Source organism: Bartonella sp. AA56HLJMS, assembly GCF_042197145.1.
Taxonomy (GTDB): Bacteria; Pseudomonadota; Alphaproteobacteria; order Rhizobiales; family Rhizobiaceae; genus Bartonella.
Genome location: NZ_JBHIRL010000010.1, coordinates 44,338 through 58,889, shown reverse-complemented (window position 1 = coordinate 58,889; position 14,552 = coordinate 44,338). Strand labels below are relative to the sequence as shown.

Genomic DNA, 14,552 nt, shown 5'->3' with positions numbered 1-14,552 from the left:
TTCCTTTCAAATGGTAACATTATTTTTGAAATCTTCTTTGTTTACATTTTTTGCCTTATATTATTTTCATAGCGTTTTCTTCAAAGAAGAATGCCTATTTGAATGATTGAAAAAATTGATCTTATTCGCATGGAACAAAGTTAAAGTTTATAATTTTGAAGTATTATCGTGAAATTTTATCAATGAATTCTGTAAAATAATGGGGTGTCTTATTCAAAAATTTCTGTATTTCATACACCGTCTTTGGTGCAATCTTGGCAAGATAATTGCACCAAAGTTTTGGATAAAAAGCCAACAATTAGGAGATTTATCACGACAAAGCCATTGCTTTTGATGTTTCGGCTCTGCGCGGTCGAACATGCGGCTGGTCTTCTTGTCTAGAAGTTGCTGCAACTTCTTGATGCCGCTTTGCTGTTGAGCGTTCAGGCAGCTTCGGGGGCTGCGATAAGCTTTGCTGCTTTTGTAATTTTTTATCGAGATCGGTAAGTGGTTGATGACGTTTTTGTTGTTCTTCCTGATGGTTTTGCACAATGGTTTCTCTTAACTGTTTTATCGTATCAGCATAATCCTTAATGGCGGTACAAAGGGTAGGAAGATTTTCTTCAGCAGCTTTGCGTGCTCCGTTTTTTACGCCAAGGTTTTTTCTACCAGCAAGTGGAGCAAAAGATGTAGAATCCTTTTCAATTTGAAATACAAGCTCTTCTCCCATCTCTGGAATTTTGTGCATATCTTCTAGTCTATATTGCAAAATAAATGGATCCTTATAAACAATTTGGCACCAATATTGGATCTCTCTTTGACCATATTGAACCGATGGATCTTTTTGAACTCTGCGGGCAATTTCCTCATTTGAGAGAGGCTTTATTTTCTTTTCTGAATTGAGCGGATTTTGTAAATGTTGATTTGTTAGCTCTTCCTCTTGTGCTTGTCGCTGATGTTGTTGTTCCGTGTGAGAACCTTGTAAAATATTTTCACTTTTTGTATATTTTGAAGTATACACATAACCGTTAATGGCAGCACATAGGGTGGGAAGGGCTTCTTCAGCTTGTTTGCGCGCATGATTTTTTATGCCAAGAACTTTTCTACCAGCAAGCTTAGAAATAGACTTAGGCTGTTCTGTAACATCCCATAAGAGTTGTTCTCCCATATCAGGGTTTTCTTTAATTTCTGCAATTTTTTCTTCTAAAATAAGTCGGTTGCCATAAACCTTTTTGCACAAAAATCGTATCTCTTCTTGATATGCTACGAGCAATAGCTCTCTTTCCATTGTATTAATAGATGGTTTTTGTTCGTGAGACGGTTTTGGTTGTTCAATTGCTGTGTGTGGAGAGGCAGGCTTTTGGACGACAGTATCGCTTTGTTTTCTGTTTTCCATACGGTGCGATTTTCTTGAAGGCGGGACGGCATATGTTCCACTGTCTTGTGATGATGAACTGCTTTGCTGCCTGACTTTCATATGTGATGATGTTTTGGGTCTAACACTTGGTTCGTGTGTTTCAGGATTTTGAATTTTTGTGCCGTTTTGCACTCTGTCTCTCATGCGTGGGGGTGTTTGCGGAGCAGGCGTTGCATAGAGATGTTCTCCCTCTTGAGCTGTTGTTTTGTTTTGTTGCTTATCTTTTGCGCGTGGAGGTCTTTGTGGAGCTGCTTTTGTGTGCGGAGAGGAATGTTCTTGGATTTGTGAGCTGGTGATTTTTGTGCCGATTTGTGCTCTTTCTCTCATGCGTGGGGGAAGGGGCGGAGCCACTTTTGTCTGTAGAGAAGGGGATTCTTGAGCAGTTGGTTTGTTTTGTTCTCTATCTTTTGCACGCGGTGGTCTTTGTGGGGCCATTTTTATGCGCGTGGAGGGGCTTTCTTGGGTTTCATACTTTTGGATTTTTGCGTCGGCTTGTGTTTTTTCTCTCATGCGTGGAGGAGGGGGTGGAGCCACTTTTGTCTGTAGGGAGGGGGACTCTTGAACTGTTTGTTTATGTTGTTGTCTCTCTTTTACGCGCGGAGGTTTTGGTGGAGCTGCTTTTTTTTGTGGGGGAGGCGTCTCTTGGTTTTTGGCGTTAGGAGGCATTGTGCTGGTTTGCATTGGGCTTTTCATACGAGGGGGTGGTGGTGGAGCAACTTTTGGGTGGTGTGATAAATTTTCTGGGCGTTTTTGTACAGTTGGTTTTGGCAAACTTTGAGAAACTTGGGAAGGAGGGGTTCTGGTGGGGGATTGTTCAGCCGGTTGTTGAAATTTTTCCATCATTTCGGTGATAAAAGGGGAGGGATTTCTTTTTTTCATGCATGTTCCTTTCAAACTCTTCCAATATTGTTTTTAAATACTATTTAAAAATGTACGTTGGTTTTTATTCTGTTTTATGCTTTTTCATTTGCTTTTATGAGAGAGGATATGAGACTGAATGGTCTCGCACGATTTGACTCTTATGGTTCAGATCATAATCATTCTCTAAAGATTGTTTTCTCCAGTGTTTGGGTTAAGGGACGGAAAAATAAATTTTGTTTCAATTTTTCTCTCTTTCTTGGCGCAAACACCTCTTTCCTGTGTTGCGCCAAGACGTTAGATTCAACGTGAAAACTTATGTCTGTTTAGCTGGCAAAAGCCATCGCTTTTGGGGCGGCAGTTTTGCGAGGACGAATATCTGTTTCTCTTTGTTGAGTAGAGATTGTTGCTCCTTCATGCGTTACTATTGAAGGCTCAGGGCGTTGAGCAGTCTGTAAGACGCTTTGTTGTTGATGCAAATTTTGCGCTCTGTCAGAAGATGCTTCATTGTGTTCTTGTTTTGCCTGCTGAGTTTTTGAAAGGCTCTCTCTTACTTGTGCTACAGCTGTTGCATAATTGTCAGCGGCGTCAATGAGGTGAGAAAGACCCGCTTCAGCATGTCTGCGTGCTTTATTTTTAAAGCCACAAAAGTTACGACCAGTGTATTTGTGAAAAGATTGAGGATTTCCGGCAAGTTGTTGTGCGAGTGCTTCTATTGTTTCAGGGTTTTGGAAAAGCTCGTCTGTTTGTGATTGCAAAATGTTTGTGTTGCCAAAAACAACTCCGCACCAATATTGGATTTGGGCATGGTGTCTTTTGACTTTTGAATGTTGTTGAATTTGGGTAGAAATTTCTACTTCTGAAAGCGTTGCTTTTTCCCTTTGGGAACGATTTGGTTTTTTTAGAAGTTCAGCGACGGCTTCCTTCCCCATAAAGCGTTCATAGTTTTTGAGTTCTTGCTCTGGAGATTGTACGAGGCTCTCTCTTGCCTGTTTTACAGCTTCTGTATAACAATCAACAGTGACACTGAGAGCGGAATAACTCTCTTCCGCTTGTCTACGTGCTCGATTTTTAAAGCCCAACATGCTGGTACCGGAAAGTTTAGCGATACTTTCAGGATGGGCTGCCATGCGCCATGAGAGCTCTTCTCCTGCAGCGGTATCTCTTTGAATTTCCTGCATTTTTTCTTGCAAAATGTTTGGGTTACCATAGGCACTTGCGGATAAATGTTGGATTTCTTCTTGATAGGTTCGAACCAATGAATGGTGTGGAAGCAATAGAATGATTTCTTCCTCTGAGAGAACTCTTGTTGTCCTTTGGGTAACTTGTGAAGTAACTGTTGAGTGTGTCGTTTCAGGTTTTTGCTGCCTTTTGGTAGAGCTGCCTCTTGTTAACGAAGCTGTTCGATTTGTTGATGCATGTACAGTTTCTTCTCTTAAAAGAGATTGTCTTTCCTCATCTTCTTCCGGTATGGATGATAGTCTTTTGCTTTTTGAAGGTGTTTCTTTAGGAAGGGGGGCTGCGCCTGAGACCTCTGCCGCCGCTTGTTCATAGAGCTTTATAAGTTCTTGTATTGAAGAGGATGGAAAAGGATGAGGGTGTTTTTTTTTCATGCATGTTTCCTTTCAAAAATTGTTTTAGAAAACCTCTTTGGTGCATTCTTGCCTTTTATGCTTGGATCGCTTTGAGACAAAAGAAATATCGAGCTGAATGAGCTTCCAAAGATCTGCGCTATTTGCAATCAGCTTAATGGACATTTGTGTCTTTTATACAGTTTTTTTGTGAAATATTATCAATAAGTTATCAATAGTTATCGTGAATTACAGGCGCCATTTTTAGGACTATTTTTTGTAACATTCTAAAACAATTCTTGGCGCAATCGCGATGAAACGATTTGCGCCAAGAAACTCACTGAAAAAAAGATTACATGAAAAACAAAAACTATCTGTTTTTATGTTTATGCCCCTTACATGGCATAAGAAAATCCTTTTTCTCCATGTCTTTGTCGTTGAGGGCTGTGCTCTGGACTATTTTGTTCTTGTCCTCTTGCGTGATGATGACGATGATGATGGTGTCTCTCAACTTGCTGAGAATTTTCTTGACGACGTCTTTGTTCTGCCATAGGGGTTTGCGATAGTCTTGTTGTTGCGTCTTGTACAGCTTTTGTATAACCATCAATGGCATCAATGAGCGGTTTAAAACCGTCTTCAGCTGCTTTGCGTGCTTGACTTTTTATGCCAAGTGCGGAATGGCCAGCGAGCTTATGCATAGATTCAGGATTTTCAGCAAGTCGATCTGAAAGCTCTTTTCCTTTACTGGGATCTGTAAGTATTCCTTGCAAGTGTTCTTGGAAAAGCTTGTCATTGCCATAAACAATCTTACCCCAATGCATGATCTCTTCTGCATGTGCTTGGACGTGTGGATTTTTTAAAAGCATGACACTTATTTGTTCCGTTGTGAGGGAAGATGAAGATCTTCCTCTTTGTTGTGGAGAAGCAACCGTTGTATAGTCAGTTTCAGGATCTTCTGTCCTTTGATGTTTACCTCTTGAAGAAGGGGTAACGCTGCTAACTGATGCGTATAGAACATCAGTTTCGTGTCTTGGAGAAGCAACCGTTGTATAGTCGGTTTCAGGATCTTCTGTCCTTTGATGTTTACCTCTTGAAGAAGGGGTAACGCTGCTAACTGATGCGTATAGAACATCAGTTTCATGTCTTGGAGAAGCAACCGTTGTATAGTCGGTTTCAGGATCTTCACTCCTTTGAGCATGATGTCTGTCTCTTGAAAGAGGGGAAGAGGTGCTAACTGATGCGTATAGAACTTCCTCTTCTGGGGTTGGACCGCGCTGGTTTCCTCTGGTTGGTTTATTAACTTTTGCATAGAGGGCTTCTGGATTTGCAGAAGGGCTTGGATGATGTTTTTTCATACATGTTTCCTTTCAATATTTTTAGAAAACCTCTTTGGTGCATTCCCCACTTTTAGTTTTGATAACTTTTATATAAGGAAGATATCCAACCGAATGACCTCCAAAGATTTTGCGCTATTCATATTGATATGTAATGAACATTTATGTCTTTTATACAGTTTTTTTATGAAATATTATCAATAAGTTATAATAAATTACAGAATCCATTTTTAGGACTATTTTTTGTAATATTTTAAAACAATTCTTGGTGCAATCACGATAAAATGATTTGCACCAAGAAACTCACTGAAAAAAAGATTACATGAAAAACAAAAACTATCTGTTTTTATGTTTATGCTCCCCTTACATGGCAAAAGCCATTCCTTTTTCTCCATGTCTTTGTTGTTGTGGGCTGTGCTCTGGACTATTTTGTTCTTGTCCTCTTGCGTGACGATGATGATGGTGGTGATGTCTGTGTTCTGGGTCTCTTTCTGGACTTTCGTGTCTTTGACCTCTTTCTCTTTCCTGCTCCCGTGTAAACTGTTTATGGAGCTTTTGTGTATTATGTATATGTCTCTCAAGAGCTGAGCAAAGAGGACGAAAACCATCTTCAGCTTCTCTGCGGCTTAGAGATTTTACACCAAGTATTTTGTGACCTGCAAGCTTACCAGCGCTTTCAGGATTTTCTGCAAGGCTCCATAAGACTTTTTCTGCATTTTGAGGGTCGTCAAGAATCTTAGCCAGTTGTTGATTCAAAGCATGTTCGTTACCATAAACAACTCTGCACCATTCTTGCGTTTCTCTTACACCATATTGAAAGTCTACGTTTGTTAAAAGCTTTGTTGTAACCACATCTTTTGGGGTTCTGTGAGGGGAGATTCTGCCTCCGCCAACGCCTTGATAGATGGGATTTTCTAGTTGTTCAGATTCTTGCCCGCCTTCAGCTCCCATGCCAACCGTTGCATAGACGGATTCGAGTGGTCTTTGGGGAGAGTGCCTACCATTTTCACCAACTTCAAGCTCTGCATAGAAATGTTTTGGTTCTTGGGGATGTCGTCCACCCTGTGCACCTTCACCAACTGTGTCGTAGGGTGTTTGCCAATTTTGTGCTGCCAAATCCGTTATTGAATAGGGGTTTACGAGTTTGTCGGTGCGTCGCCCATCACTTGGTCTTTCACCAAGTCTGTCATAGGGATTTCCTAGTGGCTTTTGGGGAGCATAGGCCGTTTCTGATGGTTGTTGAAGTGTATATTGAGGTGAGGTGCGCTGTTCTTTGGGTGGCTTATTAACCCTTGCGTAGAGGTATTCTACATTAGAAGCTCCTAGGTTTTGTTGGTCAAGTGGCTTTTTGGGAGCATAAACCGTTTCTGGTGGTTGTTGAAGTGTATATTGAGGTGAGGTGCGCTGTTCTTTGGGTGGCTTATTAACTTTTGCGTAGAAGTCTTCTACATTAGAAGCTCCTAGGTTTTGTTGGTCAAGTGGCTTTTTGGGAGCATAGACCGTTTCTGGTGGTTGTTGAAGTGTATATTGAGGTGAGGTGCGCTGTTCTTTGGGTGGTTTGTTAACCTTTGCGTAGAGGTCTCCTACATTAGAAGCTCCTAGATTTTGTTGTTCAAATTGTCGTCTTAGTTCCTCTACATTGGTAGAAGGAGTTGGGTGACTTTTTTTCATGGCTGTTTCCTTTCAATATTTTTAGAAAACCTCTTTGGCGCATTCCCCACTTTTTTGATATTTTTAGGACAAAAGAAGAATATCAAACTGAATGGTCTCCAAAGACTTCACGCTATTCATATTGATATGTAATGGACATTTATGTCTTTTATACAGTTTTTTTATGAAATATTATCAATAAGTTATAGTAAATTATAGGATTCATTTTTAGGACTATCTTTTGTAACATTTTAAAACAATTGGTGGGCGTAATGGAGATAAAATGATTGGTATAAAGAGTTCTGTTGGAAGGCAAAAGTTCACGCGTTTTTAGCCGGTAAGAGCCAGCGATGAAGAGCGACTAACTTTCAAGCTGCGAGCTTGACATTGTGCTTCTTGGGTGTTCTTTACAGTATTCGCAATTTCTTTTGCTTTGCTTTCCGATGTTCCAAGGAGGCAAGCTAGTCTGGTATAATCTTTTTCTTGTATGGCTTTACGATCTTCTGAGGATAGACGATTGTGTAGTTGTCGTGAAAAGGTATGGAGTTCTTGTCGCAGTGAACGAGAATGCAATAAAGCTTCCCTTTGTTGTTCTTCTGGTAAGACAAAAAGGTTTTGTAAATTTTTTCCAGGTTTTTCGACAGTGTGGTTCAGGCGATTTTGTTCTCTTTGGTGTTGTTCTAGAACTGCATCTTTTGTTTGTTGTGTTATTGCGCCATAATTTTTAAGGGCTTGGCTGAGTTGTGGAACAGCCTGTTCGGCTTGTCTGCGATTTGAACTTTTCATGCCAAGTATTTTACTCCCAGCAAATTTAGAAATTGATTGAGGGTTTTGTAAAGTTTCATCGGCAAACTGATTTCCTAAGTTTGGAGCTGCCGTTATGATATCTAATGTTGTCTTTAAGGTGTGGGTTTTACCATAAACAGTCTTTGATAAATTTTCGATTTCTTTTCGACTCCCTTCAACATAAGCGTCATTTGAAATCCTTTCAAATAACTCTTCATGGGTAAGAGGGGCTAATGTTTCTTTTGGGATCAGTGTTTCTTTTAAGCTTTGAACGTTGGTTTTTTGAAAGCAGAGGCGGGCACCGTTTTGTAATGTTTTGACGAGTTCTGGGGTGAGATCATCTTTGTGTCCGACGACGAAAGCCCCTTCTACTTCCATGACAAAACCTTCTGCTGAAAAACCTCTAAAGACGCCTTCATAGGTTACATCTTCCTTTGCTGCAACAACAACACGATCGTTAATTTCATCCAGTCCAGCATTTCTCATTTGGGAGACGAATTCTTTTAAAACAAGGGATTTTTGCGGATGGGTGATATCTTCAAAAAGATCTTTCATCGGTTGGGGATTGCCATATTGCATGGCTTCAATACAGGCTGCTGTCATGCGTCCTTTTGTGATGAAAGAAAAGTCAATGGTATATCCTGCTGCTTGTCCAAGTTTTTCCATAAACATTCGATTGACGCGCCCATTCCCTTTTCTAAAAGGATGTGCGTGCTCGAGTGCCATAAAAACTTCAGCGGCACTTTCAGCAAATTCTTGGCGCGATAAACCTTTTAAATTGTTCTTTTCATTAAGTGTTTTTTCGAGTTGTGTGAGTTCTTTTTTAATCTGCGGTCCAATAGCAAAAGGAATTTCATAACCTTTGGGACGCATCGCTGGCATATGGGCAGAGGTGCCGTCTTCAAATGTAAAGGATGTATCACGGGTGTGGCCCGCCCATTCAAAAGTTTCGTGGAAGAGGCTCCAATGGATTAATTTTAAATAAGTGAAATCAAATTTTCGTGGGGGTGGTTCATGGCGAAAATTGACGGCTGCTTTAGTGACGTCATGGGTACTGCGTTGATACAGTTTTTTAGGGTCTTTGATGCCATATTTATTTTTGAGTGTTTTGGTTCCTTTATATAGATAATTTTGCTCTAACATGTAATCTCTCCTAAGTAGGTAGGGTGGTGGTTGATGAGCGTCTTAAACGCTGCATGTGAAAAATTCCCCTTCGCGTATTCTTTTGAGATTTTGGTTGTTATGAGAGGGAGCACTTTTCCCTCCAGTGTATGGGTTGTATCAATCGTTTTGTGATGCTTTTGAAAAGCTTTTCTGATGTTTCCTTTGTTTATTATCTTGTACTGTAAAATGCTGGTATTTAGGACGCTGATATGAATCCCATAAGTAGTCAGAAAATGGATTTTCTATAAATTGACTCTGGGTAAAATCTTCGTTCTTTGAGGTGTAAGGAAGAGGTCAAAAAGAAAAATGTTGCTTAAAATTGTTGTTTTTTTCCTTTAACAAAGTTGTTTGCAAGAGCGCTTTGATGAGGAGCGTGGATATAGCGGGTGTAATCGCTCTTGGTTAGCGGATGGTGCTGGTACTTTTCATACACAGCTCTCAGATTGGTGAATCTATGGGCAAAAGCAGTCATCAAAAATTTTTCTCCATTATGTTTTTCTTATTGTTCCATATGAATATCTTGCCATACGAACATCTCTTTTGTGTATTTTTGCAACAAAATGTTTTTTATTTTTGTATTGTTGCTCTTATTATATTGCGCTGCTTTAAGATCCATAAGAGAGGAAACCCTTTCTTTGGTTGGGGAGAAAAGCCTTTTTCAGCGCTTTATCATTAAAATAGAACACTTTATGATATCGTAAAGGGGGAAAAGCTTGTATAAGAATGATTTATTCATTTTGATGTATATCTTAAATATTTTTTGGGAAAAAATCGATGTTCTTGAGTGTAGGTGTTTTGAGAGTTGTTGTCTCAAAGATCAACCGTTTTTTTTAAGTCTTGATATTGGTGATTAGCGTTGTGAAATGTTTTTGCTTGTTTGTAGGGGATAAATTATAAACAAAAAGCTTTGTAGGAATGTATTTGCAGGACGTTCTCAAGTGGAAATGTTGGTTTGGTTATAGGTGATTTGAGGGGGGTGGACTTTCTTGTAAAGACGATGGTACTGGTAAAACGATACACAAAATACAAAAAGGAAAACACACGGATTTTTTATCATGTTTTCCTTATGTGTGAAGAAGCGGTCAAAAACTTTTTGTTAACGGGTTTTTAAAAAATAGAAATGTATGTTGTTTTTGTGGTTGGTCTTTTCATAGTCAAGATCTCATAATAGGAAGTTAGTTTTTCTTTTGTGGAGCAAAGCGGTTTTTTGCAGCTGCGGCTAACATTTCTTTCCTTCTGAAATAGATGGCGCAACCACATCGCGAAGGGGAGCCTTGCATCAGAATAATTTGTTCATCTTGACGCATTTCTCGGATAACTTCGTGGGGTAAAATGAGTGCTCTTTTTAAAATATTCATATAACCACGAAAATCGACTCCATCTAAGACAAATAAAATAGGCTTTTGTAGCTTTCGTCGGTAGTAATCATGACGTTTAAAAGGAATTAACAATTATCCTGTCCAATTGCTTTGGATATGGTGTATATGCTATGTGCAAAATTGGTGGTAGGGCGCTTAAGTAGTCTGTTTTTTGCATGTATGATAAGAATATTAAAATATCTCTTCCACATAGGCGTTTAAATCAAAAAAACAAAGTTTCATATTTTTTAGTTGGCCATAGCAAGTGTATTTGAACGATTTTGTGTGCGTGTGTAGAATTGGCTATGAGCGTTCCTTGCTTTTTGAACAATGTCGGTAATTTCTCGTGCTTTCTGTTCTGATATACCAATACTTTGTGCAAGTGTTTCATAATCTTTGTTTGTGATCGCACTACATTCGTTTGATGAGAGACGATGTTCTAAACTGTTTATAAAAGTACGGAGCTCTTGGTATAATTGAGGAGATTGAGACAAGATTTCTCTTTGTTTTTCCGGTGATAAAGCAAAAATATTTTGCAAGTTTTGACTGGGATTCTCTACCGCTTTTCCAAGGCGTTCTTGTTTAATTTTATGGTCTCGAGTGACTATATTATAGGTAGCTTCTACAGTATACACATAATTCTCAATTGCAAGAGAGAACACATCAAGATAATTTCGAGCGTGTACACGTGCCGGATTTTGTAGACCGCATATACTAAAACCTGCAAGAGGAGAAACAGAGTGCGGTGCCTGTTTAATCTGATTAGCAAACTGTCTGCCTAATTCTGGATTTTTAATAATCTCTTCTATCTGTTCGTTTAATACGTTTGCGTCACCATAAACAGCTTTTGCGTAAGCTCGGACTTGCTTTTGAGCTTTGAGAACGTAACTATCTAGCGCAACTGTTTTGGCACATTCACTTTTTGTGAGAGGCGCTAATGTTTCTTTTGGAATAAGCGTGTTTTCAAGCTCTTTGCTGTTGGGGGCGGTAAAGGTAATGATATCACCAGGTTTTAATGTTTTTAATCGTTCTGGTGTGAGATCATCTTTGCTACCAATGATGTAAGTTCCTTGCATATCGAGTATAAAACTTTCTGAATAACAACCTTTATAAGTTCCTATATAGGTTTCTCCTGCCTTTGTTGCCATAACAAGGCGATCATCCACGTTGCGTCCCGTATTGTTTACGTGGTCCATAAATTCTTTTAAAAGACGTATTTTGGGGGGATTGGAGATATCCTCAAAAAGATCTTTCAACAGTTGTGTATTGCTATATTGCATTGCTTCGCTACAGGCAGCCATCATACGTTTTTGTGTGACAAGCGAAAAGTCAAGCTGATGTCCTGCAGCTTTGGCAAGATTTTCAAAAAAGACTTGTTCTGTGTGCTCATTGCCATCTATGAATGGGTGGATTTTGTGAAGAGAATAAAATAGACTCGTTGCTTCCTTGACAAATTCTTCGCGTGTTAAGCCTTGCAAATTGTCTTTTTCGGCAAGCGTTTGATCTAATTTTTGTAAGAGTTCAGGGATTTCTTCACCGGTTGCAAAATTATTGCCCCATTCCATTCTTTTCATTTCTGGCATGGCGGCAATGCTATCGTCTGTAAATGCGAAGGGGATATGGCGCAGATGTCCAGCCCATACAAAGGTATTTTTAAACAATTGTTGGTGGATATGGCATAGATAAGTTGAATTAAAATATTCTGGCAGGGGTTCTGCACGCAGATTGATCATGGCTTTTTGCCTATCATGTGAGCATTTTTCCAGAAAACGTTTTAAATCTGTTTCTCCATATCTATTTTTGAGAATTTGGGTACCAAGATAGATATAATTATGGGGTGAGGGAATTCCTTTTGTTTTTTCTTTTGCTTTGGGCATTGTTACATTCCTTATAATGTTACATTGTCTATGAGAGTGTGTTAAACGTTTTGTTTGAAAATCCCCCACGCATATTGTTTTGAGATGTTGAGACTTGGGTGAGGAAAAAATCCCTCAAATTCGTAGGTGTTTTTGAGTGTATCAATCTTTATCTTGGCATTTTTTTCTTTTACTGAGAGAGAATGGTTCATTTGGGTTGTTTTCATGCATATTGTCTTTTAATTTTTTTGTAGAAAAATTTCCCTATAAAAGCGGTGCCTTCAAAAGTTTCCTGATAGGATTCTCAAGGCATAGATATGATTGGTATTTATTATTTGGAGATGAGGAGAGTGCTTTATAAAGAAAATTGGCATTGGTAAGCACAGACATAATACCATCATTTAAAGACTTTTCCCCATATTTTTCTTGTTGTATCAAGCGGGAATTCCTTCTTTATAGGCTTTTATGAGATAGAATCTCTGCTTTTATCCTTTGATGTTTTTGTTTTGATGCATTGCCTCCATTAGAGGGTGTTTTTTAGTTTTTCTTTTGTGGAGCAAAGCGGTTTTTTGCAGCTGCGGCTAACATTTCTTTTCTTCTAAAATAGATCGCTCGACCACAACGTAAAGGGGGTTGTCCTTGCATCAGAATAATTTGTTCATCTTGACGCATTTCTTGAATAACTTCGTGGGGTAAAATCAGGGCTCTTTGTTGGTAATTGACGTTGTATGAACTCTTTCCTAAAGATAAACCTCTTGATTTGTTTGTTCCGGTTACTTCAACGGTCATTTGGCCACAGCGTTCTGAAATGTCTTTGGCAGTTTGGAGATCTTTAATGGCAGCATAGCTGACAAAGGAACAACTTTCAAACCATGAACGTGCTCCTGCTTCTCCAAAGTGGTTGACCAACTGGCCAGAGGATTGATAGAAGAGCATCAAGGATGTACCGTATTTACGTCCACGGTCGCGGGCTTCTTCTAAAATATTCATATAGCCTAAAAGATCAACTTCATCTAAGACAAATAAAACACGCTTTTTATAGTTACCGTCTGCTGTAACCATGGCATTGAGAAAGGCGCCAATAATCACACGTCCAATAGCTGGATAACTGTTTAAAATGCTTGCGGGGAGATTGAGAAAAACATCTGTATTGCCATTGGTAATATCTGAGGAAAAAAAATCATCTCCGCAGACAAGATCTGCATAATTGGATAAAGAAAGCCATTGGGTGTCTTTTGAGGCGGTGGTATAAACCCCTGAAAAGGTTTGCTCTGCCATTTCTGTAAAAATACCAACCATTTCACGAATAAAAGGAGAAGGTGTTGTTTCTTGAATCATGCGTAATTGATTAACAACAGCTGTTTCTGATTGAGAGAGAATACCACGCAATGTTTTTAAATTGCGCTCGCTGTCTTCATATTCATCAGAAAATACAACATGAGCAAGAAGAGCTGTTAATAGATTATGGGCTTGTGTTGAGAAATATTCCGCTGAAGAATTATCTGATTTTTTATCTGTAAGAAGCAACTTTGAAAAGCTTACAATATTTGCTTCGCGTTGTGTGCGTGGTACGCTGTCGTCTAAAAGCCAATCGATGACATTAAAGTTTTTTGTTAACAATGAGTTGGGATCGAGAACAATGACATTTCTATTTCCCATTTTTTGACGCGCAAATTTGACCATTGGGGCAACTTCTGTTGAAGGATCAAGACAAATAATAGACCCTGGATAGGTTAAACACGTGGGAACTACTGTACTTGTTGTTTTATAGCCACCAGAACCAGCAAAAAAGATCATATGAGTTGAACCAAAATCAAGATTAAAGGTTAGCAAAGGGGCTGTTCCACCCTTTCCCCATGTTGTTTTATTGCCAGGTGCAAAGGGAATGTTGCACACATTATCTTGATCGACACGGTATCTTTCACCCACAACAATTTGCCCATTGGCAGGAAAGATTTTTGCTGCCTCTCTTAAATTCATCCAAGCGGCCTCACCAAAAATACCTTTTTTTGCACGCTTGACCTTACTTTTAGGGGGAAGGGTTGTTATGAATTGAATGATGGAAAAAAAAACACCAATGATGATGCCAAAAACAACCATGGGGTCCATGAATTGAAGAGCATAGCCCCATGTTATTCCTTGTTGGCCAACATAGGGACTTAAACGTTTTATTTCACCACTAATATAGTAAAGAGCGGTTGTTCCAAAAAAGACAACGGAGACAAAAGTGATCATTTTACGCAGGTGCAGTTTTTGCGAGAGACTATACAACAATGAAACAGCAGCCGTTAGTGCTAAGACTAATAAAGGCTCAGAACGAAGTGTCCAATAAATTTGATCGCTTTTTAGTCCATTTGTTATAAACAATAAAAAATGAGGGACAAGGAATATCGTTAAAGCACCTAAAGCGATCGGTGTTAAAATGAGTACCATTTGTGTTTTGGTATATTTCATTGTATTTTACTTTCAATTCTGTCAGAATATGTTGCGAAGTGCTCTTTTCCCGTTGTGTGATATGAACTCTCATCTCTTTTTGCAAAGGTGCAGATAACGCCAAACAGTTTTCGCTTATGAGCCTT

General features: G+C 39.1%; 8 protein-coding genes and 1 pseudogene. All 9 read right to left on the bottom strand.

Going from position 1 to position 14,552, the window contains the following annotated elements:
* Window positions 1-310 precede the first annotated feature (310 nt).
* A complete protein-coding gene (locus ACFINI_RS06490; protein ID WP_375646927.1) occupies window positions 311-2,275 on the bottom strand; it encodes a BID domain-containing T4SS effector in 1,965 nt (654 codons plus the stop codon).
* A gap of 305 nt (window positions 2,276-2,580) precedes the next feature.
* On the bottom strand, window positions 2,581-3,867 hold the full coding sequence (locus tag ACFINI_RS06485) for a BID domain-containing T4SS effector (protein WP_375646922.1): 1,287 nt from the start codon (window positions 3,865-3,867) through the stop codon (window positions 2,581-2,583).
* Window positions 3,868-4,220: 353 nt separating this feature from the next.
* A complete protein-coding gene (locus ACFINI_RS06480; RefSeq protein ID WP_375613577.1) occupies window positions 4,221-5,180 on the bottom strand; it encodes a BID domain-containing T4SS effector in 960 nt (319 codons plus the stop codon).
* Window positions 5,181-5,522: 342 nt separating this feature from the next.
* A complete protein-coding gene (locus tag ACFINI_RS06475) occupies window positions 5,523-6,830 on the bottom strand; it encodes a BID domain-containing T4SS effector (RefSeq protein ID WP_375646918.1) in 1,308 nt (435 codons plus the stop codon).
* A 309-nt stretch (window positions 6,831-7,139) separates the two neighbouring features.
* Window positions 7,140-8,738, bottom strand: a complete 1,599-nt coding sequence (locus tag ACFINI_RS06470) for a BID domain-containing T4SS effector (protein WP_375646914.1) — start codon at window positions 8,736-8,738, stop codon at window positions 7,140-7,142.
* 334 nt (window positions 8,739-9,072) lie between these two features.
* The gene (locus tag ACFINI_RS06465) at window positions 9,073-9,231 is read right to left on the bottom strand and encodes a hypothetical protein (RefSeq protein ID WP_375646909.1); all 159 of its coding nucleotides are present in this window, start codon (window positions 9,229-9,231) and stop codon (window positions 9,073-9,075) included.
* 703 nt (window positions 9,232-9,934) lie between these two features.
* Window positions 9,935-10,117: pseudogene (locus ACFINI_RS06460) on the bottom strand (type IV secretory system conjugative DNA transfer family protein); the annotation flags it as partial.
* A 248-nt stretch (window positions 10,118-10,365) separates the two neighbouring features.
* Window positions 10,366-11,994: a BID domain-containing T4SS effector gene (locus ACFINI_RS06455; protein WP_375646905.1), complete on the bottom strand. Its 1,629-nt coding sequence runs from the start codon at window positions 11,992-11,994 to the stop codon at window positions 10,366-10,368.
* A gap of 516 nt (window positions 11,995-12,510) precedes the next feature.
* Window positions 12,511-14,427 carry a Ti-type conjugative transfer system protein TraG gene (traG, locus tag ACFINI_RS06450; RefSeq protein ID WP_375646900.1) on the bottom strand — a complete coding sequence of 639 codons (1,917 nt, stop codon included), beginning with the start codon at window positions 14,425-14,427 and terminating at the stop codon, window positions 12,511-12,513.
* Between the last annotated feature and the right edge of the window lie 125 nt (window positions 14,428-14,552).

Bases quoted from the DNA above. Each gene is read 5' to 3' on its own strand.
- traG (WP_375646900.1), bottom strand. From the start codon at position 14,427: ATGAAATATACCAAAACACAAATGGTACTCATTTTAACACCGATCGCT.
- ACFINI_RS06455 (WP_375646905.1), bottom strand. From the start codon at position 11,994: ATGCCCAAAGCAAAAGAAAAAACAAAAGGAATTCCCTCACCCCATAAT.
- ACFINI_RS06465 (WP_375646909.1), bottom strand. From the start codon at position 9,231: ATGACTGCTTTTGCCCATAGATTCACCAATCTGAGAGCTGTGTATGAA.
- ACFINI_RS06470 (WP_375646914.1), bottom strand. From the start codon at position 8,738: ATGTTAGAGCAAAATTATCTATATAAAGGAACCAAAACACTCAAAAAT.
- ACFINI_RS06490 (WP_375646927.1), bottom strand. From the start codon at position 2,275: ATGAAAAAAAGAAATCCCTCCCCTTTTATCACCGAAATGATGGAAAAA.
- ACFINI_RS06480 (WP_375613577.1), bottom strand. From the start codon at position 5,180: ATGAAAAAACATCATCCAAGCCCTTCTGCAAATCCAGAAGCCCTCTAT.
- ACFINI_RS06475 (WP_375646918.1), bottom strand. From the start codon at position 6,830: ATGAAAAAAAGTCACCCAACTCCTTCTACCAATGTAGAGGAACTAAGA.
- ACFINI_RS06485 (WP_375646922.1), bottom strand. From the start codon at position 3,867: ATGAAAAAAAAACACCCTCATCCTTTTCCATCCTCTTCAATACAAGAA.